The sequence below is a fragment of the Acinetobacter lwoffii genome (assembly GCF_029024105.1).
GTDB lineage: Bacteria > Pseudomonadota > Gammaproteobacteria > Pseudomonadales > Moraxellaceae > Acinetobacter > Acinetobacter lwoffii.
The window spans coordinates 1,619,737-1,645,101 of sequence record NZ_CP118963.1 but is presented as its reverse complement, the minus strand read 5'-3'; the positions used below and the strand labels follow the sequence as shown (position 1 = coordinate 1,645,101).

Genomic DNA, 25,365 nt, shown 5'->3' with positions numbered 1-25,365 from the left:
TTCAAAATTTAATCTCCAATTGTCCCCAATACTGGCACCATTCTAGGCCCAAATTTTCGTGCTTTACTTACAATTTCTACCAATTCATCATAAGTCAGATTAAATGAATCAGAACTGTCAAAAACATAGACTACATTCTTATCCTTAAGCTCTTCAGGTTTTTCTGGAATAAAGCGGGTAGGGATCAGCTTCTGAGTTAATTGCTCATCTGTTAAAGCTTTTGGTAAATTATTTGGATCGAATTTTTTAGTCTGCATTTTATTGCCCCCATTTATCAACTATGTCAGCCCAGTCTTGTAGCATTTTCCGGCGTTGACTAATGTATTTAGCGTGATTGTATGATGCTCTTACCTTATTCTGCTCGGCATGAGCAAGTTGCTTTTCAATCCAGTCATCATCGAAATCAAGTTCATTTAAGATAGTACTCGCGGTTGCCCGAAAGTCGTGTGATGTCGAGTTTTTAAGTCCTATTTTCTTTAGAGCACTATTCAATGTAGCACTTCCGATTGTGGTAGCGCTACTGTATGCACTTGAGAATACATACTCTTTGTTGCCTGTTTCAGCATATTGAGACTTGAGTACATTGAACAGTTGATCAGACATAGGAACCAAGTGGATCCTATTCTTTTTCATAGTTCTTTCCTGAGAGTTACTTCGTGTTGAAATCGGGAAAGTAATAATTCTTTCTTCAAAATCGACATACTCCCATTTCATACGTCTAATCTCGATTGAGCGTAGCATTGTATAAGCTAAAGTGAGTAAGGCATTTTTAACTGTTGCTGTGCCATGGTACTTATCAACCCCCTTTCTAAATTGCACCTGCTGCTCTTTTGATAGTGGCTGAGCATGCTCGACATCTGGACGATTGATGGAACCACGTACTGCATAAGTTGGATCATTCTCAGCTCTTAGAGTGGCGATCGCATACCGCATAACAGCACCAATAATTTTAATATTATTTGCTGCGGTAACTTCACCAGTCCCTCTAGCGCCTGTTGTCCGAACACGAGTGATGGTTGATCTTGCAATATACAGGACTTCTGCAGCAGTCACGTCAGCAACACTCTTGGCTCCAATTACTGGGTAGATATCCGTATCAAGAGACCATCTTACTTTTCCAACGTATTTTTCTGATCTGTTTTTTAAGATATCGGCAATATATTCCTCAGCAACGGCTTTAAATGTATTTGCATTCTTCACACTTTGTATGACTTTTTCTTCTTTGCGGGCTAAAGCCGGGTTTTTGCCCTCACTGAGTAGAGCCTTCGCCTCATCACGATTCTTTCTTGCTTCTGCTAGACTTACCCGTGGATATTCCCCTAAACTTAACATTGAGGCCTTGTTTTCAAATCGGTATCGATAGCGCCAAAGTTTTGTACCTGTAGGTCTAATCTCAATACAAAGCCCGTTATGATCAGCAATACGATATGCTTTATCTCTTGGTTTAAGGCTCTTAATTTTGGTGTCGGTGAGCATGTGAGTAACCTAAATAAAATATGAGTAACTTGAAAAATTACTCACAATACTACTCACAAAATAAGATTTTGCATATAGTGTTTAGATTTGTTTTGGTTTTATAAGTGCTTAATTTATAATAAATACAATAATTTAAAATTTGTTTAGATTTGCCTAGCTTTATATAATATTGTTTTCGGATGAAAAACAGTATTTTGTTGCCATCTTACCGGTACATCATCAACTCAATCTGAAAAAAGTAGCGCAGGCCGTAGGATGCAAAAAACTCCAGATGGCAGATCCTAAACATGCAGAACGCTTGACCGGTTATCTAGTCGGCGGAATCAGTCCCATTGGTCAAAAGAAACGATTAAAAACGGTGATTGATGCCAGCGCAGAACAGTTGAATACGATCTATGTCAGTGGCGGTAAAAGAGGCTTGGATATCGGAATAAAACCAGCTGATCTTGCCAATGTGCTCAATGCACAGTTTGTCGATGTACTGGATACATAAGATCGAAGTACGATGATCACCTAAATTCATAGAACCTGAAGTGATAGATTTAAAATGGCTGCATATTTTTTGGTCGGAAATAACAGTAAATCATTTTATACGTTTGTATATTAGATAAGTTAAAACACAGCCTGACTGTGTACACAACAAGGAATGAAAACAAAAATATAAATTATGATGCGGAGCATAATGGATGAAAATTCAAAATAAAAAATGACCACGGTTCTGTCTGACATTATCTGCAATGGCGATGCTTTCTGCGTTGCCGAGTGTACAGGCCGCTACTTCGTCTTTAGCAGCACCTGCCAATTCACAGCAGGTTTTCTTTGTCGGAAATAACTGGGATGGCACAGTAACCGTGATTCGTCCATCGGGTGATTTTGGCAAAATAGGCGTCATTAACATGATTCCTGACCGTAAAGAGCGCCTTAAGGAAATTCACCTGAATCCAATCAAACTGATTGCTTATACTTATTCAGACTACAGCTGGTGAAGGCAATGACCAGCTGGTGGATGATATGTACTCGACACCAGACGGTCAGTCAGTCGTTGCATCGCGCCCAAGTTTCGCTGATGTGGTATCGATTAATATCAAAACCGGCAAGATTAACTGGCGGACGCCTGTTGAAAGCTTCCGTGCCGACCATATGGCGGTATCACCAGATGGGCAACGAGTCGCCGTATCTGCATCTTCAGGAAATGTGGTGCATGTACTGGATATCCATACCGGTAAAGAGTTGGGCCGTTTCAGCACTGGCGATAAACCGCATGAAAACATTTACTTCGATGGCGGCAACAAGATCCTGAACTCTGCCATCGGCAATGTTGAAACCTCGATGGATGCACAGTGGCAAGACTTTACTAAAGGTAAGCGTTTTATCACTATCGCAGATGCCAATACGCATCAGGTGGTAAGAAAAATCGATTTCAGGCCTGCATTGGATGCATTTGGTCGAAAAGATTTGTCCAACTCAGTACGACCAATGGTATTTAGTAAGGATGAAACCAAACTGTATGCCCAGGTTTCATTTTTTAATGGGCTGATTGAGTACGATCTGAATCAGAACAAGATTAGCCGGATCGGACAGCTGCCTGGCAGTGACAGTATTCCGAAAGACCGGACAAAATGGGTGAATGATTCGCGTCATCATGGCCTATCAATCAGTGCTGATGGTGAAAAGCTCTGTGTCGCCGGTACCATGGATAACTACGCTACGATTGTAGATCGCAAAACACTGACAGCCGGGAAACTGATTTCTGCAGATAAACCTTATTGGGCAACGCGAAGCCCGGATGGTCGTAGCTGTGTAATTTCAGAAAGTGAAACAGATGTAGTCACAGTGATTGATTTTGCCACAGGCAATAAAGTGCTGAGTGTACCGGTAGGAAATCATCCACAACGCGTTCGGATTGGTTATGCACCAGCAGACTGGTCAACGCCGTAGTCAATCGTCGATTAGCGAAAAAGACAGCTTTTTGATAAAGGTTGTCTTTGTTGAGCTGAGGACATAAAAATGAATGATAAAACAATTCTGTTCTATGTAATGATCGGATTGCTCTTGTTTGGGACTTTAGTGGGTATTGGTTATCAGGTACGACAAGAAATCTATCGGACGAATTTTACTGATCAGACCCATTCTGATCCGGTCCTGCCAGTTGAAAAATCGGCAAGCTATATATCTGTTAACTCTCCTGAGAATAGTCAAACTACGAAGAAGAAACAGAACGATACGGTTGCAAAGCAAAGCGAATTATCAAAGCAACAAGAACAGTTATATCTGGACTTTACTCAGATCATTAACGCTTTAAGTGAGGGACAACGACCAAATCCTCAACAAGTCAGTTTGTTGATCAGTCAGCAGCAAAAACTGGTAGAGGCCCAACTGGTGAGCAAGGCCGAAGCGAAAGCACAAATTGAGTTTCTGATTAAAGTTCTGCCTGAAATGGATCATGAATTGCATCGGGCGTTGCGAGTATTAGAACAAACTCGAACTTGACGAATTAGATCCAGCTGTATCTTTCATTATTCTCAGTCTGAAAATTGCTCTCATAAAAAAAAGCCCAAAAAATGATCTGGGCCTTTAAATACACACTATAGAAAGCTAAGTATCTTTATAAACAATTTGCAGGCTTGGGTACACCAGCCAAACGGCTTAAGTGACGGGCCACCAGACCAGTATTAAACTTTTCTTGAAGCATGGCATTATTGATATCGGCACTGACAGTTTTCATTAAAAATTTAATCAGTGGTCGTGTTGCTGGTGAATGACCAAACTGCTGATAGAACTGACGTACCGCTTGCAGAATTTCAAAATGCCAAGGAGTTAAGCTCAGTTCCAGACTATCGGCCAGCACTTGAGCGACTTCTTCATTCCAGATGGTATAGTCAACCAGATGGCCATCTTGATCCAATTCTAAATTCATATCTAACTCATTTATTATTTCATTGAAATGCAGCGATTAAACTCGAGGCAAAGATCTGCAAAATCCGCATAATTCAAAAGCTTTATCTGATCAGGCAAAGGCTGTACTAATAACTCCGCATCATTTTTCAGTATGTGAATTTTCGGCAAGCTTTGAAGAAATGAATGCTCTAGCAGCAAAACCGCTTCACCCATCAGTACGACCTGATCACCCATTGTATAAGTTTGAGCCAGTTGCTCTAGGATCTGCGCTGTTGCCGAATAGCTGGATTGGATCAGATAAAGTGTGTGATTTGACATTTTTATATCCTTGTTCCTTACCAATACATCACATGATCAAAGCTTTGAATAAATTCAGAATTAAGCTCAATAAATTCGATTTCTTGTTCGCTCTGTGCCACAAATGAGGAATGCTGGTTTTTTTTCTCAATCAGAATCGGAGTGAGATCATAAAACTCGAAACTGTCGACCATATTTGATGCCAGTTTGAATGCATGATGCACCTGGTCAAATTGCAGGTCTGAATGCAGCAAACTGAGGGCAGCACTTTGTAGCAGGACTTTAACTTCTGCGCCAAAAGTTGCCAGGACCATCGTAGCCGATAGGCTTTCATGCACCTGCAGACTGGTCAGATTGGCTTGGGTTAATATAACAAGTACAGATTTCACACAAGATTCCTTGGAAAAGCAACACATTCTAAAAAATGAAACATCTAGAATTGAATGAGACGTTGTGAGGACTGAACAGCATCGGCAAGTTCACCTAAACCGACCAATTCAAAGGCATCTGCCAGATTATGCTGCTGAATATTGTGACGTCGAGCATTGTCCAGATCTGTAATTCCACGTGCCAATGCTGCACTTACACAGACCGGGAGGCGAATCTGTAGCGCTTGCCATGCATGTGTAAGATGACGTTGATCGTCGGGTACCCATTGCAGTGCATTTGCGACCGATACGCCGTCCTGATAGAAGAATACACGGAATGCTTCCTGTTTATCTTGCAAGGCCTGAGCCAAACCCAGGGCATGCCAGGCATAAATGGAAGTCGGTGCGGAGGTAACAAGAATTAAGGTGCTCATCGAAATTCACTACAGGCTTGATCAATAGCAACAGATTGATCTTGGCTTCATCAGAAAGTAGGTAGTATAAATGATTTTAGTGACGGGTGGATTAGGCTTTTTAGGCTCACATATTGCTTTAAGTCTGTTAGCACAAGGACTAGAGGTCATTGTGGTCGATAATTTGGCCAATGCGAACTTACAGACTCTGGAGCGTCTTGAGTTTATCTCCGGCATGTACGTACCTTTTATCAAGATTGATATTCGCAATACCCCAGCATTGAACAAAGTCTTTGAGCAGCATTCGATTCAGGCTGTGGTACATACCGCAAGTTTTAAGTCACTGGAAGAATCAGTATTAAAACCACTTGAATATTATAATGATAATGTCAGCTGTATTATGAGTCTCATGCGTGCCATGCAACGTACCGGAGTGCGTCATCTGGTACATTTATCCAGTCTGGCGGTATATGGACAATCTGGCACAGATTTAAGCGAAGATCTGCCTTTTAACTATACCTATCCGAATCCCTATATCAAATCGCAACAAATGGTTGAGGAAATTATCCGGGATACTGCCAAAACTGATAATGAATGGCGGATTGCGATCCTACGTCTATCCAATATCGCCGGCGCCTTTGAACACGGTGTGCTGGGGGAAGCGGTGCCACCTTTACCGAAAAATATTTTGCCTTTGGCGATGCAGGTCGCTGCACAGCAACGTGAATATCTGGAATTACGCCGTCAGGCCCATACTGCGGATGGCACAGTAGAACGCAGTTTTCTGCATGTCGCAGACTGTTGTGATGCCGTGATCAAGTCCTTGCAATGGCTATCACAACAGCAGGAATTAAAATGTGAAGCCTTTAATATTGCCGGTGAATTGATTTCCATACAGGATTTGCTAGATCAACTGGCTGAAGTGACTCAGTCTGCAATCAAAACCATGGATGCTCTGCCATACCCACATGCGGAAATGGATCAATTGGGGGCGAACATTGGAAAAGCGCGAAATATCCTACATTGGCAACCTCAGCGATCACTCAGAAAGATGCTTGAGGATGAATGGTTGTTTTATCAGAATATGCTCAGAGGGCAGTAAGTAAGAGAACTTAGCTTATATTTGATAATAATTATCATTTACATTGATACTGTAATCGATTACTTTAAATAAATAGATTAAATCATTGATATAGAAATTCCTAAGATCCGTAACAGGCAAGAAGAATTGAGGTTGAACATGCAAACACGTATTGAACATGACACGATGGGAGAGGTGGCTGTACCGAGTGAGGCTTTATGGGGCGCTCAGACTCAGCGTAGCTTGCAAAATTTCAAAATTGGCAATGAGCGGTTGCCACGGCCAATGATTCGTGCCATGGGACTCGTCAAAAAAGCGGCTGCCTTGACCAATGCCGAGCTAAACCAGATTCCCCAAGAACTGTCACGCTATATCGTGGATGCGGCAGATGAAGTCATCAGCGGGAAATGGGACAGTCAATTTCCACTGGTAGTCTGGCAAACTGGTTCAGGTACACAAAGCAATATGAACTGTAATGAGGTGATTGCCAATATTGCCAACCAGAAATTGGGCAATCATTTAGGGGCACAAAAACCGGTTCATCCAAATGATCATGTCAATCGTGCCCAATCTACCAATGATTCATTTCCAACTGCGATTCATGTGGCTGCGAGCTTGCAGATTAATGAACTTTTAATTCCGGCTGTCACACGTTTACGCGATACTTTATATGCCAAATCTCAGGATTTTGCCGATATTGTAAAAATTGGCCGGACACATCTACAAGATGCTACGCCTTTAACCTTGGGGCAGGAATTCAGCGGTTATGTCTCTCAGCTGGATCATGGGCTTCTTCGTCTAGAACAGGCATTGGTCGGACTATATGAATTACCATTAGGCGGTACAGCGGTTGGTACCGGTCTGAATGCCCATCCTGATTATGCCGTTCAGTCTGCTAAAACCCTGGGACAATTAACTGGCTTGCCATTTGTAACTGCGCCAAACAAGTTTGAGGCTTTGGCAGGCCGTGATGCTGCGGTATTTGCTTCTGGTGCATTAAAGACTTTAGCGGTTAGCCTGAATAAGATTGCCAATGATATTCGCTGGCTAGCCAGCGGGCCACGTTGTGGTTTTGGTGAATTGCGTATTCCTGAAAATGAACCGGGTTCTAGCATCATGCCGGGTAAGGTGAACCCGACGCAAAGTGAAGCGATGACGATGGTGGTCGCGCAAGTTCTCGGAAATGACACCACCATTAACGTGGCAGGTGCATCAGGTAACTTTGAACTGAATGTATTTATGCCGGTCATTGCCTATAATCTGTTGCAATCCATCCAGCTTTTAGGCGATGCGTGTAACAGTTTTAATGATCATTGCGCCGTAGGCATTGAGCCGAATCATGAGAAAATTGAACATTTCCTGCATGATTCTTTAATGCTGGTCACGGCATTGAATCCGGTCATTGGTTATGAGAATGCAGCCAAGGTTGCCAAAACAGCTTATAAGGAAGGAAAAACCTTAAAACAGGTGGCTGTTGAACTGGGTTTAGTCACCGCTGAACAGTTTGATGAAGTGGTGCGTCCTGAACAGATGGTCTCACCGAATGCTAAATAAGGGCCGGAGCACTTTTATTTTCAATCTTTACGCCTGTTTTATCATGGAATAGTCAGCAGTGGTTTTTATCTCAGGCAGAGTTGCGTACAATAATGTTAGATGAGATTAACCACTGATGATTGTTTTATGCTTGATATTTATTTAACAGATGTTCAAAGAAAGGTGCAATTCAAGGATTATCCAGGTGAGCATCCTGTTAAATTTATTCTGAATTTCAAAAAGATTTTCCCAAGTGTGATGGAACTTCTTTTACCTGTGCTTCCCGATAATGAAAATCTGGAAGAAATGTCTTGGGAATCGACCAGCGATGATTTTGAAACCTTCCAGATGTTCTTAACTGGATGGGGTATTATCGAACTTCGATTAAAAGCAATTACCCAGTTTAAAGATAAAGCATTTGCGGATCGTCTGGTTAAACAAGCCCAACAGAAACGCAAAGACTATCAAAAACAGCAGACTAAACTAACCACAGTTGAACTGGATTATTTGTTTATGCATGAGATGCATGCTCTGATTGATGCAGAACTGGTGGAACTCGGTGAGAAATTCTATTTACCGATTTTACGTGAGCTCTGGAAGACTAAAGTATCTGCTCAGGTGCTGAACGCGAAGTTTTAAATCGGTTTTTTAGCTTTTAATTATAAAATTAATCCTCCAATTTTGGGGGATTAATTTTATCTGGAATATGAGATTTATTTCATGATGCATGATCTCTTGAAATAGCCTAAGCAATATTAAATATGGTCATTGAACTTTTTCATTCTTAAAATTTTGATCAATAATAGCGCATGTTGAACCATTGTTTAGCGTCAGGCACTCGCATAGGGCAGTAGTTTTAACGATTGTTCAAAAAATAGATGAAAATGATCATTTTTAGCTAAAAAATATATAAAAATATCAATTAAATAGCCTAGTAATTGAGTCCATTATTTTTTAAGGTATATAGGCTTTATCTCACGTTAAAGCAAAAGCTCCATTGATTAGCTATCCTTCATAAAAATAACTGAAGGTTCAAATTTTCCCGAAGATATATCCCAGGATTTTCAAAAATGTCGAATCAGTTTTTAGATTTAATTACTAAACGCCGTACTATTTATGCCATTGCCAAGAATGTTGAACAATCTCCTGAACATTTAACTGATTTGATTCAGACTGCAATTAAGCAAAGCCCATCTTCTTTCAATTCTCAGTCTTCACGCGCCGTCATTTTATTCAATTCAGAACATGAAAAGTTCTGGGGCTTTGTAGCAGAAAAATTAAAAAGCTATGCTAAAGATGAAGAAAGTGCTGCAAAAACCACAGTAAAAATGGCAAGTTTTGCGGCAGGGCTAGGTACCGTTTTATTTTTTGAAGATCACACAGTCGTACAAGGCTTACAGGAACAATTCCCATCTTATGCTGATAACTTCCCAATCTGGGCAGAGCATTCGACTGCGATCGCACAATTTGCAACCTGGACAGCATTGCATACAGAAGGTCTGGGCGCATCATTGCAGCATTACAATCCGATCGTGGATGAACAGGTACATGCGGAATGGGACATTCCATCGAACTGGAAGTTGCGTGCACAGTTGGTCTTTGGTTCGATAGAAGGCGAGCCACGTGCCAAAGATTATCTGGCAGATGAAGAGCGCTTTAAAGTATTCCAATAAGCTGAGATCCATATCTGCACTTAACACGGTTTAAGGGCAGATATTTTTTAGATCTCGATGAAATCCCAATCAGCTTCATTAAAATTAAGTTAAAATAGCGTGCTAATGAAAATTGATGAGTAAGACCGAATGTCGAAAAACACGCAAAACCTATCACCTTTACAAGAACTGATCGCAGAGCAAAAACTACTTTGTGAAGAAGTAGGCTCGGCTTATGTTGAAGTCACGGGTGATGATGTTGTTGCGGTGGCCGTACATACCTTGAAACAAGATCCGATTGTCGGCATCCGTAAAAAGCCTGAAACGGCTGAAAATATTAGCTGGTATATTTATGGTGGAGAACCTTCAAGTGAAGAAACTTTTGAAACCATGACAGTACGTGAATTACAGGACATTGCACCAGAAGTTTTACCGTATCTGGCTCTGGAAACAGGTTTTCGTTTCATGATCGATGCCGATGATTATGAAGATGTCTGGAAAGAAGAAATTTAAATGCTAAAAAAATCATCTTTCATTTGTGCTGGATTATTATTAGGACTGAGTAGCGTAGTCTTCGCACAGCCGCTTTCACAAAGTGCCTATGATGAGTTTATTTCAGCACAGACTAAAATCGTGAATGAAACCAAACATATTTTAGATGAAGATGATCAAAAGGCAGATGCCCAAACTCAACGCCAGGCTTTCTGCAAGCGACTGAAAGCCTATCAGGATATTCAAAAGGTGTCCGAAGAAAACAGCAGTCTGAATATGGCACCTACGATGTCTATGATTGCCAGAAATTTTCTTGAGCGGCAGGATCAAAGTTTGACTAAATCTGGAATGACGGCGAGCGTATTTTGTAAAAATAGGGAAGTAGAATAAGTTATAAACTACTTTTTTATCTTGAAAGTTTTTCGCAGTGGAATAAAAATAAAGTATCTAAGTCTATTTCACAATCAAATTTTATAGATATTAAAACCTGAAAGACCATCTCCCGAATATCATTTGATAAAGAGTTTGTTAAGTTAATTTAAATTTATTTTAATGTGAATACCTCATACCTCGGGGATATATCCACTGTATTCAAGCTATTGATAAGAATAGATGAATAATCGTGGTTTTGTAATTTCTAAAAAATGTCTTATTTATGCGGTGTAATTTCTTGAACAGGATAATTTAAGTAGGATAGCGTGATTGCACGTTTATATTTAAGCTAATAACTTGAACATCCTAAGATATTAAAATAGCCTAAGCAATACATAATTTTAACAACTTTATCAAGAAAGGGGGAGAGGGGAAATTTATAATGTTGATGTTTACTACCTGTAACTCATTTGGACTTAAGACGTATTATTCTAAACAGAATCAAGTGGATTAATAAGCTACTTATGAATAGTCATTTTTTGATAAATAATAAGCAATGAATAATTAAAAACAATATTTTCAAAATTACCTCAGTCTATTTGGGTAATAACAGCGAGTTAGTTTAAGAAACACTCTGACCTAAAAGTGGTTTACATGTTATTAAATCCCAGTTTTAAGATTTTCATTAATTTTATTTAGTCTGCATCACAACTCAACCATCTTCTTTCATATTTATAGCCAAATATCCATCCAGATCTAAAATCGTAATTTTAAATACTTACAAATCGATTATGAATTATTTAGCCTAAGCAAAATATATCCCCATAAAATAGCCTAAGTAAAATTTATATTTAAAAATTTCGCAATTGATTAATTCCCAATATAAATCCATTATAAACACTTAAATAAAGAAAGAAATCACGGAATTCTCAAATGATCCTAAATTATCAACTCCAACACCACGAAACGTCAGTACTATCTCCAATGATTTTTATTCATGGTTTATTCGGTAGTTTAAGTAATTTAGGAATACTAGCTCGATATTTTTCTGAGCAAAGAACCGTGCTTCAAATTGATGTACGCAATCATGGTCTTTCTGGTCATAGTTCAGACTTAAATTATCAGTTCATGGCGGAAGATGTCCTAGAAACTTTATCAAGTTTAAATATTCAAAAGTTCATAGTAATAGGGCATTCTATGGGCGGAAAAATTGCTATGAAATTGGCTGATTTAGCCCGAGTACAAACTGAAAAGTTGGTCGTTCTTGATATTACACCAATCCAATATCATGAGAGTCATCATACTGAGATTTTTAAAGCCTTATTTGCTGTGCAGCAAGCAAATGTTGCTTCACGACTTGAGGCAGCAAAAATTATGCGTGAATACATTCATGAAGAAATGGTAATTCAGTTTTTATTAAAATCCTTTAATAAAGGGCAATGGCTCTTTAATGTTCAAGCTTTATTTGATCATTATCCAGATATTATGGCTTGGGAAAAGGTCGAAAAAGTTAATCAGCCAGCTTTATTTCTTCGTGGCGGTAATTCTTTTTATATCTCAAAACCTGAACATTTTGCGGCAATCAATGAACAATTTTCTCAGGCGAAAATTGAATGCATTGAAAATACAGGACATTGGCTGCATGGTGAAAAGCCAGATGAAGTCATTAAACATATGCAGACTTTTCTAAATTAATTTACGATTTCGCACTCAAGGCTGAAATGTTTGAGTCTGTAATTGTCCTTCATGAATGAGTTGATGCGCCATTTCAGCTGTTTTCTTTAAACCGAGAATGCTCAGACAACCATGTTGGGAAGTTATGCCTTACCCGGTTTTTATAGCTATCAAGCCTGGAACGAATATGTACAACCTGCCATAGAAACCGCGGCGCAAAGCCCAACTGAAAGTAAAGATTGGGTACTTAATACATCACAGTCTGATGATTTGAGTTTTAGTGGCAGTCCTGAACAAATTCGACGCCAGCTGACTGAAATGTATAAAAAAGAATATATCAGCGAATGGCGTAAATTCTTGGGTGCCATTTATTATGCCAAGGCCGGTGACTTTAATCAGCAAACATATCAGATAGATATTCTTAGCGAACCAGAAAACTCACCGATTCGTAAAGTCATACAACGGGTAGCGCAAGAAACCAGCTGGGATAATCCAATGGTACAAGCTGAGTTGGCGGTTCCACAAAAAGGTTTTATTGCCTGGTTTAAACGCAAGATATTGCAACGTCATGATGGCAAGTTGGCACAGAATTCTGCATCGACTTTCTCTCAGGGGATGATTGCCAAAGACTTTCAGATCTTCTACCAGATTGTACGTACACGAGATGATTTGCAGAACCGGTCGCTGCTGGATGAGTATATGCAATCTCTGGCCAAGATACGGAGTCGCTTTAATGATCTAAAAAGTTCTGGAGATATTGGTCCGGCGAGCATGATGCTCCTTAAGCAGACCGTTGATGAGCAGAATTCTATCTTTAATATCACTCAAAAGTTTGTGGATGAGAAAATGTCGGTAGGAACCCATGAGCTGGATCAACAGCTGATTAAGAAGTTGTTTAGTGTTCCTCTCACACGTTCCTTTGAAAGTCTGATGCTTCCGGCACAAGCTGAAATGAACGAACTCTGGCTAATACAGGCCTATCAACCATTTAATGCAAATTTATCGCAAAAATATCCGTTTAGCAGTCAAGGTAGCTTACAGGCAACCTCTCAAGAAATTAATCAGATTTTTGGTGAAAATGGCAGTATTTCCCGTTTTGTCAAAGAGCATCTTGATCCCTTAGTGATCCGTCGTGGCTATAGCTTAAGCTCGAAAACCTGGCAAGATTTAGGGCTTAATCTAAATCCTGTGTTTGTTGCAAACTTTCAAAATTATGTCGCGCCTGTGAATGGTATGGCAACTGGTGAGTTAAATAATACCAGTCGTCAGGCAGTGAGACCCAATCAATCTAATTTCCAGTTTTACCCACTGGAACAGGCTCATTTATTGGCTTATACCATTGATATTGATGGACAAAGAATGCTATTTAAAAACGGAATTCAACAATGGGTGAATTTTATCTGGCCAAATTCCGGCGCAATTCCAGGCGCACGGATCACGGTGATTGATTTGGAAGGGAAGACCCATACCATTTTTGATGAGCCTGGGGAATATGGAATCAATCGTTTGATTGATAGTGCTCAGCGTACACAAAAAGGCAATATTTTTGAAATGGTCTGGCGCAGTAAAGAGAATCCTGAACTATTTGTGAAGACCAATTTTCGGTTGGTGAGTGGGAATAATACAAGTTCTATCGGAAGTAATCCAAGTTATAGTAATTTGCAGTTGGTGGATCAGGTGGTTTCGAATAAAGCAGTAAGAGTGGTCGCAGCTCAGAATAAGACGATATCAGGAAAAACTGTTCAGACAACTACCACGGCTGCTGCAAACATAGGAACTTCAGCGCCATGACATTGATCAATCAATTATATTGTAAATGGATCACGTGGGTGAATTGATATGAATTAAAAACAACTAATTTTAATGTAGAAAATAATTCAAGGTTGGCGGCACTAGAATAGTCTTTAACTGAAAATCAGATGAGCCTGACTCAAGGCATTAAATTAATTAAATAAACATTTATAGAAGCATAAAATGAAAATAAATACTTAAAGTTAAATAAAATCATTATTTTATCCTGTTTTTTAATTGGTTTTAATGTGCATGCACAACCTGTAATTGCTGAAGGTAATGTACCGAATAACAATAGTAAGCAAGCTATTTTGGCGAAATTGCATTCAAATTATGGTCAGGAAAATGTGATAGATCGCATTCAGATTCGTCAAGTAGTGGCATCAACGGATTGGTCGAATATAGTCAGTGATGTGATTAATAAAGACCTTAAAAAAGTTAAACAGGGAACGTTAACGGTTAAAGGTTCTGATATTAAGCTAACGGGTAAAGTATCAAATTTTTATGAAATTCAGGATACTACAGAAAAATTTAAGGGTTTAATACCTGAAAATTATCGTTTAAATGCACAGCTTTCAGTCAATCAGGCCGAACAGCGGATTATTGATGCTGCATTAAAGAACCGGATTATTGAATTTGAATCTGGCAGTGCAGTATTAGCAACCTCAGGTATACAAATTCTGGATGAAATGGTCAGTGCCTTAAATAAGGTTAGCGGCAAAAAAATACGGATTATTGGACATACGGATAGTTCAGGCGATATTAATAAAAATCTCATGTTGAGTCAGCAACGTGCAGAAGCAGTGAAATCTTATTTAATCGCAAAAAATGTTCCAACACATTTACTGAGTACTAAAGGCTCAGGTTCAAGTAAACCTGTAGCGGATAATGCAACAGCTGATGGTCGCAAGAGAAATCGTCGGATTGAATTTGAAGTGCTTTAACGTTTAAGTTGCTTGAGCAGCAGCTATAAGTATATGGTGAATGCAGTTATATGAACATATTAGGTTGTGTTATTCACCAATTAAAATGTCTATGCGATAAACCATTTAAAATGTCCTGTTTTTAACCACAAGAGTCAAGCACAGGATTTAACTTTCTTTGTTCAATAACAGCTTTCTGAGCTTTACAACTCGGCATACTTTTCTTGAGACGGGAACGTTTATTCTGTTTTTCCAACTCTTCATGCTGTTGCTGAATATGTGCCAGAACTGTACCTAACCGTTTATTCTCAACGATCTCATTCTGCTGTAGCCCAGCTAATTTATTGAAAATGCTGTAGTTGAGCTTTCGTCCCTCGTGCATGAGGGCCACAGTCCCATCCGGGTACTCCAGAAATGAAATATATTGCCCAACAAGCTTATGATTCAGCTCTGTCGGTTCAAGCAGATAAATACATTTGTCATAGGTCAGGGTCAGATTCTTGGTGACCTTACGCAGTTCCTGCCAGGTAAAAATATCATCCAGTTCAAGATGAGATTCGGTTAATGGCCGATGTAAATTCTTTGAGTCTCGCGCACACTTGGCAAACTTCTGATTGAAATGCTCAATAAAGCAGGGCAGCCAGGCATTTGCCTCGGCAATTGAACAGATACCTTCTAGGCGCATTTCCTTGATCAGGCGATCCTGGAGTGTTCTATTGGCACGTTCCACACGGCCTTTGGCCTGGGGTGAGTTGGCGAAGATAATATCAATATTTAACTCATTCAGAATCCGCCCAAATTGCGTGATCTGGCTATCTTGGCTCGATTTCTGATTCACTCGGAATACCGAGTGTTTATCGCTATAAAACGCTAAAGGCTTGCCGTATTGCTCAATGTAGGCTCGGGTTGAAAGCATATAATCAAAGGTCGTTTCAGCCTCACAAAAGCGCAGATGCAACAGCTTTCCAGTGGCGTCATCGATATAAACTAGCAAGCAGCATTTGGAAGCTCGACCTTCAAACCAGTCATGATATGAGCCATCGATCTGGATCAGCTCACCGAAGCAATCACGGTTGTATCGAGGCTGATATGGACGTTTCAGGCGCTTGGATCGAGGAATCCAGAGGTCATTTGCAGTCATCCAGCGACGAACCGTTTCTACCGGGATATGCAGGCCAAACATGCTGCTGAGCTTCTCATGAGCCAATGTAGGACCAAAGCCAAGTAAATGTTCAGAAATAATGGAAAGACATTCTGATTTTAACAGGACGTCATGGCGACGATGACCCGGTTGACCACGACTGGCATGTGCCATACCTGAGACACCATCTTGATTGAGCTTCTGCAATAACCGGGTAATTTGACGGGTGGAAAGATTCAGGATTTCAGCAGCACGGACCTGGGTAATACGATGATCTCTAACGTCTTGCAGAACTGCAAGACGTTGAATTTCTTTATCAGACATAGTGATCAGCATCTATATTTTATATCCAGTCCATGGTGATAAAAACCATCATAAACCAGACATTTTTATTGGTGAGAATATAGACACTTTAAATGGGTTCTAACAATAGTATTTCGTATAATGTATATTATGTTAAATAACATCTCTACGACAGCACCCTAATTTAGTTGCGTTACCGCAACTCATTTCAATCGTTGGTGCTGTGCTTGACAGCTTATGTAACCAGTGACATCGCTGTCAAGCATCTGTTAATGAATATAATATAAGTTATGCAGAAATCAGATCGCTACTCGATTTGCGTGCAAGCAAGCTTACGCAAATCTGCGTGGCTATGACATCAATATCATTATTGATAAGACTTGATCTCAGCCATAATTTTTTGAATGGATGCTCTATCGTGAATTTGTAAATGATCTCTTATGTAGATGAGTTTATTTATATTTTTTTGAAGTACGTCTTGTTGTTCAGGGTCAGCTAATTTCGTTTGTCTGCTTAATTTAAATATCAAGCTACAAATACTTTCCTTGACAATTTCATAGTCAATAATTTGTTTATATTCAATACGTTGTTGATCAGATAAAGTCTTGTCTAAATAATCTAAATTAAACTGAATGAGTTGCATCACATGATCTCAAGTTGAGGATCGAAACACTGGCGCGTCTGTACTTATGGTAACGATAGCAAATATTTCCCGTCCTTGCCTGCTCCTTAAGCCACGCATAAAGCGTTTGTTATCAATGATCACCAGATCACCATCCTGCCAGTCAATTTCTGAAGTCTGGGTTTCACAGCGCTCTGCCAGTTCTGCGAGTAAGTCTGAACTGATTTCTGAACCGTCTGCAAAATAAAAACGGGGTTTTTCATAATTGTAAGAAGGCCCAAGTAAGGTATTGGCGAAGGCTGGAACACCCTTAAGATTGTCATGGCGGACCATCGGCATATTTAAATGGTAGTACACTCCCCCATCATGTGTCGGGCTAATCTGCTGTCCAGGCACCATCTGGATAAAATGTTGTAGCTCCTGCTGGCCGACCTGCTCTGCATTTTCAATATTCAAGGCAGTGGCCACATATTTCTGCCAGATCGGTTTGGGTAAATAACGGCTAATGATCATCGGTTCGGCAAATTTCTGCTTGAGAGCATCCGACATATTTTTCCAGACTTCATGCCCATCACATAAGGTAGTCTGCGAACCGCGCGAAGCACTTTTCTCACTGAAAAAGGCGATGATATCGGGCGGTAAAGGCGTCGTACCATTTTCAATATGTAGTCCCATGGCCTGGGTACCGGCATCAACTCTCTGGGACTGCCGGGTGATGTTTTCCCGCGCCGGATCATAGGTCAGCCGCTGGCACAACCTATTCATGAGCTCACTAAACGATGTCACGTCATAGTGTTCATGTCTTAACAAACCCAGCCCTGTTCTACCAATTGCGTTTTAATCTGTTTAGGGGTGGTGTGCAAAGCTTGCTGTGCAATATTCATGTGTTCGCTCTCATTCAACAGATCTATGGGTCTGTGAACTATGCAAAAATAGATTGGGACTCGTCCGGTATCAGTTCAGCCTGAAACTTTTGCTGGATCTGCTGTCTGCGCAGTTTGCCGTTGTCGGTCAACATCTGGTTTGTTCAGGGAAAATGGCTCTGGAGATCTACACCAGTGTTTGATCTGAGCATAGTCTGGCATCCGGCTATTGGCCCGTTGAATCGCTGCTACCAGTTGCTGGTCTGAGGTGTCATTAGGGGCATAAATCACAGCCGACAGATAGGGCTGGGCTTCGCCAAAAATGGCAATCTGCTGGATTTCCGGCTCGGTCAGACTGTTGGACTCAACCCATTCCGGGGAAATATTGCGTCCAAAACTGCTGATAATCATCTGCTTGATGCGTCCGGTAATGTACAAATAGCCTTCCTCATCAAAATAGCCGGCATCACCCGTATGAATATACGGTGTCGCGGCCTGATCATTGACATAACCCAGCATGGCATTACCTTTCACCACCACTTCGCTGTTGGCTGCAATCTCAACTTCGACATGCGGTAAAACCCGACCCACACTGCCAATACGGCGTGCATCCGGCAGATTCAGGCTGACTACCGAGGTACACTCGGACAGGCCATACCCCTCATAAACCGGAAGGTTAAGTTGCTGACACTGTTTGAGTAAATCAGCAGAGACTTTCCCTCCACCGACCGCAATAAATTTCAGCGTCTTGAACCCTGCAGCACCGTGTTCAGCGCTATATTCCACAATCGCTTTCAGCATCTGCGGTAATAAAATCACACTTTCGATTTGATAGCTCTGCACTGCATTTACAAACCGCTGTGTATCAAAAGTATGGTTAGATACCAGACCGAACTGGCTCACCTCGCCAACAATTACGGCGCGTCCCATGCTCAGTGCGACATAAATGCCGGCAATATTTTCCAGCAAGGTGGCAAATGGAATCAGGCACAAATGCCGTCCAAGCTGACTGCTGGCCAGTGCCTGACTGAGTGAATGAATGCGTAATTGATTCTATGGTATCTTCTACCAGACACACGCCTTTCGGTGTTCCGGTACTGCCTGAGGTATAAGTGATTTTTGCCGGCTGCTGGGTTTGTAAAGGAGCTGAATGCTGTACTGCCTGCTCTAGCTGAAAAAAGCGCGCATGTAGCTGGCCAGCAATAAAAATCTCATCTCTACTCATGTCTTGAGCCAGATTTAACAGCCATTCTGGTGCACAGAAAGATTCATCCAGAATACAGAGCAGCTCTGTTTGGCTGTCGGAAAGCAGATGCCGTACTTGGGCTACAGTAAAAAATAGAGGAACAGGTATTACAGTCATGCCGGCTTTTTGTGCGGCAAGATCGACCACAATCCAGTCGATGCTGTTCACGCCCCATAAGGTCAGACGTCGCAGATTAAGCTGCATGAAACTGGCACTCAATAATTCTATCCGCCGTTGTAGTTCCGCATAGCTCAGTGTTGCCTGTGCGGTAACCACAGCTTCTCGCTGCGGATACTGGTGTGCTTGTAGGCTGATATGTTCAAATAAAGCAGTCATCATTTAAATTCTGTGCCTCGGTAAACAAGCAAAATGCTTTAATGACTAAATTGATAAAGTTGACGAGCGACTTGTAGGGCTTCTGCCACATCAATCGCCAGGACATAAGGTTTCTGCTGGTAATAGCTGCCCCACAGGTGCTGTGCCTCTCCTAGGACTTGCGGGTCAGCCTTTTCAAGTACATGGAATGTAATCCCATCTGTTGCAGCACATAACGTACTGCAGTTGTTCCGGTACATACTGCCCATTCGATGTGTTGCTGCGAGAGATGAAAAACCAGAAAGGCCACCATCAGTTTGGCTTTGTCCATATCTAGTGCTGCCAGATTGCCAATTTCTACTACTTTGTCTCGGCTGACCCTGGTCTGGCTCAGTTTGCTTAATATGTTTTCAACGGGTTCATCGAGATACTGTTCCAGAAAGGCATTAAATTGATTTAAATGCTGCATACCAATCACCACCTGCATCTCGGCTCCGTGATAACCGGCAAACAGGGTCGAAGAGAAGCTCGATACAGTGGCCTGATGGACTTGCTGATATTTTTCCTGAATAAAATTTTCCAGGCTACGGCGTTCAGGTGTCTCTCTTTGTTCTACAGTTTTGACCGTCAAATGTAGCGATTGATCCTGTGCTGAAATTACCGGATACGCCGGAGGTACTTGTAGTAAAAATTTATTGTGATGGGTTTGTTTTTTATATTCAGGCTGCTTGAAATATGTATTTAGAAAGTGAATCTGACTAGAGAAATAAGGATCAAAACTAAACTTGATCATTTGGCTCACACCACGAAATTAACTTGCTACTCAAGATAGAAGTCCAAACTTAAAAAATTCTTAATTTTGTGCAAAAGAATGTAAAAGCTGTGTGTATAAAAAACCCAGAGAACGGCCGGTTTTTTAAGAGCATTTTAAGATTGAAAATTTAAGTTATTCCTATCTCTCTATTGAACTGAATCTGCTTTATGTCTTCCTACCGATCACCTTATAAAGGCACCTCAGGAACGCAGCGTATTTTTAATGCGACCCGTTATTCCATGGCTGGCTTTAAAACCGCCTTTCAAAATGAGGCCGCCTTCCGGCAGATCCTGCTGATTAATCTTATTTTGATTCCTCTAAGCTTTTGGATGCCAGTTATCCGAGTTGAGCAAGCGCTCATGGTCGCCGTGTGCCTATTGGCGTTGATCATTGAACTGATTAACTCAGCGATAGAGGCAGTGGTAGATCGTATTTCCATGGAACGGCATGAACTGTCTAAAAATGCCAAGGATATGGGCAGTGCGGCTCAGTTTGTAGCACTCAGTTTAATTGCCCTGACCTGGGGCATCATTTTGGCTGGTCATTTGATTTGACCTCTGCTCTTGCTACTGCCTGAAATGGACAACTTAAAAATGATCACTGACCGTTCCCGGTTTTTACTGACCCAAACCTTACTTTTGATCTTCAGTTTTTTGATTCTTCTCAACTTCTTTGATATTGGAGGAGTGCTGGACTTGCAGCTCATCTATCCCTTTATCGATGATCAGGGTCAATTTCCCCTTCGACAACAATGGGCACTGGCAGAACTCAATCATCGCTATGTTAAAGACCTGCTGATTCTGGTGTATATCACATTATTACTGGCCTGGTTGGCATCACTAAAATGGCAGAACTGGCATACGCAGCGCTGGGAATTTGGCTATTTCTTTAGCATGGTGGTGCTGACCACGGCCTCGATCGGAATTTTAAAATCTCAGTCGGCCCATGCCTGTCCCTGGGATATGACCATACCTACCCATAACGGGATTTTGTGGGATTTTAGTGCTACTGCGGGCCACTGTTTTCCTGGAGGGCATGCATCTAGTGGTTTTGCGTTGATGGCTGGTTATTTTGTTTATCGCATTTCTAACCGCAAGCGTGCTTATTTTCTTCTGATCGCTGCAGTAATTTTAGGGTTGACCATGGGCTGGGCACAAATGATGCGCGGAGCACATTTCCTGAGTCATAATTTATGGACTGGCTGGATTATCTGGTGCATGAATGTCATTGGCTATACGCTGTTTAGCCATAAACTACCCATAGAAAAGACCACTCCTATACTCTCTAGTATCAGGCAACCTTAACTCCAAAAAAACCAGAAGCTTATTCGCTTAGGCTTCGATTAAAGGAAGCTTGACCTGTACACAAAGGCCACTCAGATTGGTACTTCGCGAAAATTCTAGTGTTCCACCCAAGCGCTCGGTGGCTTTATCTACAATGGATAAACCCAAACCGCTGCCAATTTCTGCATGGTTATGTATCCGGTAGAAGCGTTGCCGGATCTGATTGAATTGAGCAGGATCTATCCCTGCCCCACTGTCTTCAATTTGTAAAACCGCCTGCCGGCCTTGCTGGAAAATAGATACATTAATCACGCCATCCTTCGGACTGTATTTAATTGCATTATCAATTAAATTATAAATAATCGAGTGCAAAGCTGAAGCCCGGCCCTGAATCTGCAGTTCCTGTTGCTGTTCTACGCCCAAATCAATGTCTTTCTGTAGCGCCAATTGAATTAGTTCTTCGATACAGGTGGCTGTCATTTGATTCAGTGATAGCAATTGAACAGGTTCGCTTAAACCTTCGGTCACATCCTGTTTTGCCAGACTCAATAACTGGTTGACCAGATGCTGCATACGCAAAATGCCTTGACTCAAATTATGGATAGACTCGCTTTGAGGGAACTGCTGTAGCAAAATTTGCAGCTGTAAGTTTAGTGCTGTCAGTGGCGTGCGTAATTCATGGGCAGAATCTGCTACAAATTGACGTTGTTCCTGTTGGGCCAGAGAAATGCGGCCAAACAAATAATTCATTTCCTGAATGGTCGGTTCCAGCTCCAAGGGATAATCTTTCATTGCAATTGGCTTTAAGTCTTGTGCCTTGCGGCTGGCCAATTCAGTTTTAAAATCATTGAGCGGCTGAAAATTTTTCCGGATCATCCAGCCTAAACTGAATAATGCAAAAGGTAAAAAAAGCACATAAGGAAGAAACATATTGGCTGCCAGCTCCAGCGCCAGTTCCTGCCGGACATTTTGCTGCTGGCTCACCTGAATCTGTAATTGCTTAGCAGGAATAATATAAGTTAACCAGGTTCCATACGGCGTTTGATGCTTGTAGAAACCTGCTTTCCTGACCGGCGCCACCAGAACATCCTGCAGATGCAAGGAAGTGGCTGTATCTGTATAGGACCAGATATCTACAAATAAATCTTCTTCACTGTACTGTTTTGCCAGATCGATTTGACTTTGTAAGGGTTGCGGATGATTTTCTGAAATACGTTCTGCCAGACTTTGCATCTGTTTATCCAGTACCTCGTTAATTTCTTCGAGCGCAATCCGGTATGCAGCAAAGATCAGCACACAGCCCAGCACCACGCTAAACAGTGAAATATAAATAACCAGACGTTTTTGCAAGGAATAACGTTTCTGCATGGCGCTCATCCTAAGCGATACCCTAGCCCACGTATGGTACGTATGAAGTCTTTTCCTAATTTTGCCCGCAGATGATGGATATAGACTTCTACCGTATTACTGCTGACATCACTGTCAAAGTCATAAAGCTTGTCTTCCAGATCATTCTTGGAAAAAATTTTATTCGGATGATTTAACATAGCCATTAAGATGGACCATTCCCGATTGGATAATTCTATAGCCTGTCCATTAAACAGAGCGATATGCTGCTCCAGATCTAGTTCCAAACCGCTGTGTGATAATTTCTTATTCGTATCTATCCCGGTATTTTTTAAACCACTACGGCGTATTAAGGCATGAATACGGGCCAGCAACTCGTCAAATTCATAGGGTTTAATCAAGTAATCATCTGCTCCCTGATTCAGCCCATCCACCCGGTTTTGTAACTGATCCCGGGCGGAGATAATCAGCACCGGTAAATTCGGAAACTTCTGCCGGATATTTTTTAGCACCAGCATGCCATCCATCATCGGCAAGCCTAAATCGAGCAGGACAATATCGTAGACCTGCTGCTGTAACTGTTTTAAACCCTCAATCCCATTATTGACCCAATGCACATCAAACTGATGCAGCTTGAGCAATGTTTCAGTCGACTCGGCAATCATAAAGTCGTCTTCAATAATCAGTATTTTATGCATTTCAAGCTCTGTTCTTTAATGATGGTGAGCATTGTGCAAGCATATCATTTTTAGCTTCAGTCACTTGCGTTTTTATATCCAGCAAGCTTAATAAGCTGGGGAAAAGATGATCCTGACTACGGGCTTGGTTGGTCTGTCCTTTGAGACAGCTGACCTGCTGGGTATTCTGCTGCTTCCAGGCATCGGAGAACCACATCAGCATCGGGACATGGGTTTGCTGGGTCGGCGCCATGCTATAAGGAGCACCATGCAGGTATAAACCATGCTCTCCGGTGGATTCTCCATGATCAGACAGGTACCAGAAACCGGTCTGATATTGAGTCTGCTGCTTTAAAGTTTCAATGATCTGGGCAAGAACATGGTCTGTATATACAATCGAATTATCATAGCTATTCTTTAATTCTTCTGTACTGCAGCCCTGAATAGCATTGGTATTACAGGTCGGTTGAAATGGCTGATATGGCGCTTTGGAACGCTTGTAATATGCGGGGCCATGACTACCCATCTGATGCAGTACAATTAATTGTGGTTTCGGGTTGTTTTTATCCAGATGTGCCAGATAATCTTTCAGGCTATCCACCAGGATTTCATCAAAACATTCACCACCGGCATCACACCACTTCTGTTTCAGTTGTGCCGGAATCTGGTATTTTTGTACCCGGTCACAGGCACCTTTACAGCCCGAGTTATTATCAATCCAGGTCACCTGATACCCGGCGCGCTGAGCAATATCCAGTAAACCTTCTCGGTGGCTGGCTAACTGTTCATCATAGGTTTCACGTGACATGCCCGAAAACATACAAGGGACTGAAACGGCTGTTGCAGTTCCACAAGAGCTGACCTGATTGAAATTAATTACTGGTAACTTGCTCAGTTCAGGATTGGTATTGCGTGCATAACCATTTAAAGCAAAACTCTCGGCACGTGCAGTCTCCCCAACCACCAGCACCATCAATTTGGGATGATCCTGCATTTGGGCCTGCTGTAACAGATGTGCATCTTCGCCAAAAGCCACCAAAGGTAAATTCGCTTTAGGTGCTTTCTTTTTATAATAGGACAAGGTGGACGCGATGCTATTTTGTGGAGAAAGCATACCCTTCAGATCGCGGTGCTCACGGAAGATGGCGGCATAATCGACATAGAAACAGAACAATAAACCTAGAATCAGTCCGAGTGAGACTACACTGCTCAGGCTTTTATGCACCAGCTGATGCCCAAGCGATGCAGGCTGAATTTTAAGCATCCAGATGATAAAAAGTGGAAAAACTACAAATACTAGTGTCCAGATGACCAGTCGCATTGACCAGAGATCTCGAACTTCGCGGGCATCGGTTTGCAGCATATTCTGAATCTGGTCTGGCGTAATAACGACCCCCAGACTATTGACAAAATAAGCACTAAAACCACCCAAAATGATCAGGGCGCTGGCCAGTATTTTGGCGTTCCATTTCCAGTTCAGCCACTGTAGTATCAGATTGTAAAAGGCAATAATAATCAGTGCCGTAGCGACCAGTAATACGCCTGCTTTCAGATTGGTATAAGGTGTAAATTCATGAATTTTCTGGTAGAAAGCAAAGTTTAGGATCAATCCCAGCCACATAGCCAGCAACATGTTGAAGCCTGAAAGACTAATCGACTTTTTAGGTCGCTGACTAAAAAAAGACGAATGGGAAAACAGCTTCAGCATGATCCGTGGCTCAAAGACTTTAAGATGCTTTAGCCTAGAATCTGAAACTTAAAAATGGCTTAAAATGACTGGATCA

General features: G+C 41.4%; 25 protein-coding genes and 4 pseudogenes. 14 read left to right on the top strand and 15 right to left on the bottom strand.

Annotated features, from left to right (window positions below):
- Window positions 1–8 precede the first annotated feature (8 nt).
- Both PYW33_RS07915 and PYW33_RS07910 read right to left on the bottom strand, forming a co-directional pair.
- Window positions 9–257, bottom strand: coding sequence for a hypothetical protein (locus PYW33_RS07915; protein ID WP_004646882.1), 249 nt, complete (start codon window positions 255–257; stop codon window positions 9–11).
- A 1-nt stretch (window position 258) separates the two neighbouring features.
- Window positions 259–1,476 (bottom strand): tyrosine-type recombinase/integrase, encoded by a 1,218-nt coding sequence (locus PYW33_RS07910; RefSeq protein WP_004646883.1) that lies wholly within the window; start codon window positions 1,474–1,476, stop codon window positions 259–261.
- A 166-nt stretch (window positions 1,477–1,642) separates the two neighbouring features.
- Here PYW33_RS07910 and PYW33_RS07905 point away from each other — a divergent pair.
- The 3 genes and pseudogenes from PYW33_RS07905 to PYW33_RS07895 all read left to right on the top strand — a co-directional run.
- Window positions 1,643–1,969, top strand: a pseudogene (locus PYW33_RS07905) (aminoacyl-tRNA deacylase); the annotation flags it as partial.
- 244 nt (window positions 1,970–2,213) lie between these two features.
- A pseudogene (locus tag PYW33_RS07900) lies at window positions 2,214–3,414 on the top strand (YncE family protein).
- A 69-nt stretch (window positions 3,415–3,483) separates the two neighbouring features.
- A complete protein-coding gene (locus PYW33_RS07895; RefSeq protein ID WP_004280206.1) occupies window positions 3,484–3,966 on the top strand; it encodes a hypothetical protein in 483 nt (160 codons plus the stop codon).
- Between the two features lie 115 nt (window positions 3,967–4,081).
- On the opposite strand, the gene PYW33_RS07890 is transcribed toward PYW33_RS07895, so the two are convergent.
- From PYW33_RS07890 to tusD, 4 genes are read right to left on the bottom strand one after another with little or no spacing between them, the layout of a single operon-like run.
- Complete coding sequence (locus PYW33_RS07890) at window positions 4,082–4,393, bottom strand: TusE/DsrC/DsvC family sulfur relay protein (RefSeq protein ID WP_004280207.1); 312 nt, start codon at window positions 4,391–4,393, stop codon at window positions 4,082–4,084.
- A gap of 14 nt (window positions 4,394–4,407) precedes the next feature.
- Entirely contained in the window at window positions 4,408–4,692 is a 285-nt protein-coding gene (locus PYW33_RS07885; RefSeq protein WP_004646886.1) for a DsrH/TusB family sulfur metabolism protein, read from the bottom strand.
- Between the two features lie 17 nt (window positions 4,693–4,709).
- Window positions 4,710–5,060, bottom strand: coding sequence for a hypothetical protein (locus tag PYW33_RS07880; RefSeq protein WP_004280210.1), 351 nt, complete (start codon window positions 5,058–5,060; stop codon window positions 4,710–4,712).
- A gap of 44 nt (window positions 5,061–5,104) precedes the next feature.
- Window positions 5,105–5,473, bottom strand: a complete 369-nt coding sequence (tusD, locus tag PYW33_RS07875; RefSeq protein WP_004280211.1) for a sulfurtransferase complex subunit TusD — start codon at window positions 5,471–5,473, stop codon at window positions 5,105–5,107.
- A 70-nt stretch (window positions 5,474–5,543) separates the two neighbouring features.
- Between tusD and PYW33_RS07870 the strand changes: the two genes are divergently transcribed.
- The 9 genes and pseudogenes from PYW33_RS07870 (at window position 5,544) to PYW33_RS07830 (ending at window position 14,991) form a co-directional block, all read left to right on the top strand.
- Window positions 5,544–6,554, top strand: coding sequence for an NAD-dependent epimerase/dehydratase family protein (locus PYW33_RS07870; RefSeq protein ID WP_004280212.1), 1,011 nt, complete (start codon window positions 5,544–5,546; stop codon window positions 6,552–6,554).
- A 138-nt stretch (window positions 6,555–6,692) separates the two neighbouring features.
- Window positions 6,693–8,087 carry a class II fumarate hydratase gene (gene fumC / locus PYW33_RS07865; RefSeq protein WP_004280213.1) on the top strand — a complete coding sequence of 465 codons (1,395 nt, stop codon included), beginning with the start codon at window positions 6,693–6,695 and terminating at the stop codon, window positions 8,085–8,087.
- Between the two features lie 126 nt (window positions 8,088–8,213).
- A complete protein-coding gene (locus tag PYW33_RS07860; protein ID WP_004280216.1) occupies window positions 8,214–8,705 on the top strand; it encodes a hypothetical protein in 492 nt (163 codons plus the stop codon).
- Window positions 8,706–9,136: 431 nt separating this feature from the next.
- Window positions 9,137–9,739 (top strand): nitroreductase family protein, encoded by a 603-nt coding sequence (locus PYW33_RS07855; protein ID WP_004280217.1) that lies wholly within the window; start codon window positions 9,137–9,139, stop codon window positions 9,737–9,739.
- A 129-nt stretch (window positions 9,740–9,868) separates the two neighbouring features.
- Window positions 9,869–10,231 (top strand): immunity protein Imm33 domain-containing protein, encoded by a 363-nt coding sequence (locus PYW33_RS07850; protein ID WP_004646887.1) that lies wholly within the window; start codon window positions 9,869–9,871, stop codon window positions 10,229–10,231.
- Complete coding sequence (locus PYW33_RS07845; RefSeq protein ID WP_004280221.1) at window positions 10,232–10,600, top strand: hypothetical protein; 369 nt, start codon at window positions 10,232–10,234, stop codon at window positions 10,598–10,600.
- Between the two features lie 915 nt (window positions 10,601–11,515).
- On the top strand, window positions 11,516–12,277 hold the full coding sequence (locus PYW33_RS07840) for an alpha/beta fold hydrolase (RefSeq protein ID WP_004280222.1): 762 nt from the start codon (window positions 11,516–11,518) through the stop codon (window positions 12,275–12,277).
- A gap of 93 nt (window positions 12,278–12,370) precedes the next feature.
- Window positions 12,371–14,047, top strand: a pseudogene (locus tag PYW33_RS07835) (ImcF-related family protein); the annotation flags it as partial.
- Between the two features lie 212 nt (window positions 14,048–14,259).
- On the top strand, window positions 14,260–14,991 hold the full coding sequence (locus PYW33_RS07830; RefSeq protein ID WP_043962853.1) for an OmpA family protein: 732 nt from the start codon (window positions 14,260–14,262) through the stop codon (window positions 14,989–14,991).
- A gap of 121 nt (window positions 14,992–15,112) precedes the next feature.
- Here PYW33_RS07830 and PYW33_RS07825 read toward each other — a convergent pair whose 3' ends face one another.
- The 6 genes and pseudogenes from PYW33_RS07825 to PYW33_RS07800 form a co-directional block, all read right to left on the bottom strand.
- On the bottom strand, window positions 15,113–16,447 hold the full coding sequence (locus tag PYW33_RS07825) for an ISNCY family transposase (protein ID WP_004646891.1): 1,335 nt from the start codon (window positions 16,445–16,447) through the stop codon (window positions 15,113–15,115).
- Window positions 16,448–16,781: 334 nt separating this feature from the next.
- Window positions 16,782–17,057, bottom strand: a complete 276-nt coding sequence (locus tag PYW33_RS07820) for a hypothetical protein (RefSeq protein ID WP_004646892.1) — start codon at window positions 17,055–17,057, stop codon at window positions 16,782–16,784.
- A gap of 9 nt (window positions 17,058–17,066) precedes the next feature.
- Window positions 17,067–17,801, bottom strand: a complete 735-nt coding sequence (locus tag PYW33_RS07815) for a TauD/TfdA family dioxygenase (RefSeq protein WP_023278684.1) — start codon at window positions 17,799–17,801, stop codon at window positions 17,067–17,069.
- A 194-nt stretch (window positions 17,802–17,995) separates the two neighbouring features.
- Window positions 17,996–18,892 (bottom strand): AMP-binding protein, encoded by an 897-nt coding sequence (locus PYW33_RS07810; RefSeq protein ID WP_252509244.1) that lies wholly within the window; start codon window positions 18,890–18,892, stop codon window positions 17,996–17,998.
- On the bottom strand, window positions 18,777–19,484 hold the full coding sequence (locus tag PYW33_RS07805; protein ID WP_004646895.1) for an AMP-binding protein: 708 nt from the start codon (window positions 19,482–19,484) through the stop codon (window positions 18,777–18,779). The genes PYW33_RS07810 and PYW33_RS07805 overlap by 116 nt, the downstream gene beginning before the upstream one ends.
- Window positions 19,485–19,519: 35 nt before the next feature.
- Window positions 19,520–20,253, bottom strand: a pseudogene (locus PYW33_RS07800) (thermostable hemolysin).
- A gap of 188 nt (window positions 20,254–20,441) precedes the next feature.
- On the opposite strand from PYW33_RS07800, the gene PYW33_RS07795 reads away from it, so the two are divergent.
- Together PYW33_RS07795 and PYW33_RS07790 are read left to right on the top strand one after the other, a co-directional pair.
- Entirely contained in the window at window positions 20,442–20,828 is a 387-nt protein-coding gene (locus PYW33_RS07795) for a diacylglycerol kinase (protein ID WP_004646898.1), read from the top strand.
- 39 nt (window positions 20,829–20,867) lie between these two features.
- The gene (locus PYW33_RS07790; protein WP_004646899.1) at window positions 20,868–21,578 is read left to right on the top strand and encodes a phosphatase PAP2 family protein; all 711 of its coding nucleotides are present in this window, start codon (window positions 20,868–20,870) and stop codon (window positions 21,576–21,578) included.
- 27 nt (window positions 21,579–21,605) lie between these two features.
- On the opposite strand, the gene PYW33_RS07785 is transcribed toward PYW33_RS07790, so the two are convergent.
- Genes PYW33_RS07785 through PYW33_RS07775 form a run of 3 tightly spaced genes read right to left on the bottom strand, consistent with a single transcriptional unit; the run spans window position 21,606 to window position 25,289 of the window.
- Window positions 21,606–22,925 (bottom strand): sensor histidine kinase, encoded by a 1,320-nt coding sequence (locus PYW33_RS07785; RefSeq protein ID WP_004646900.1) that lies wholly within the window; start codon window positions 22,923–22,925, stop codon window positions 21,606–21,608.
- A gap of 5 nt (window positions 22,926–22,930) precedes the next feature.
- The gene (locus tag PYW33_RS07780; RefSeq protein ID WP_004646901.1) at window positions 22,931–23,602 is read right to left on the bottom strand and encodes a response regulator transcription factor; all 672 of its coding nucleotides are present in this window, start codon (window positions 23,600–23,602) and stop codon (window positions 22,931–22,933) included.
- Window position 23,603: 1 nt separating this feature from the next.
- On the bottom strand, window positions 23,604–25,289 hold the full coding sequence (locus PYW33_RS07775) for a phosphoethanolamine transferase (RefSeq protein ID WP_004646903.1): 1,686 nt from the start codon (window positions 25,287–25,289) through the stop codon (window positions 23,604–23,606).
- Window positions 25,290–25,365 lie beyond the last annotated feature (76 nt).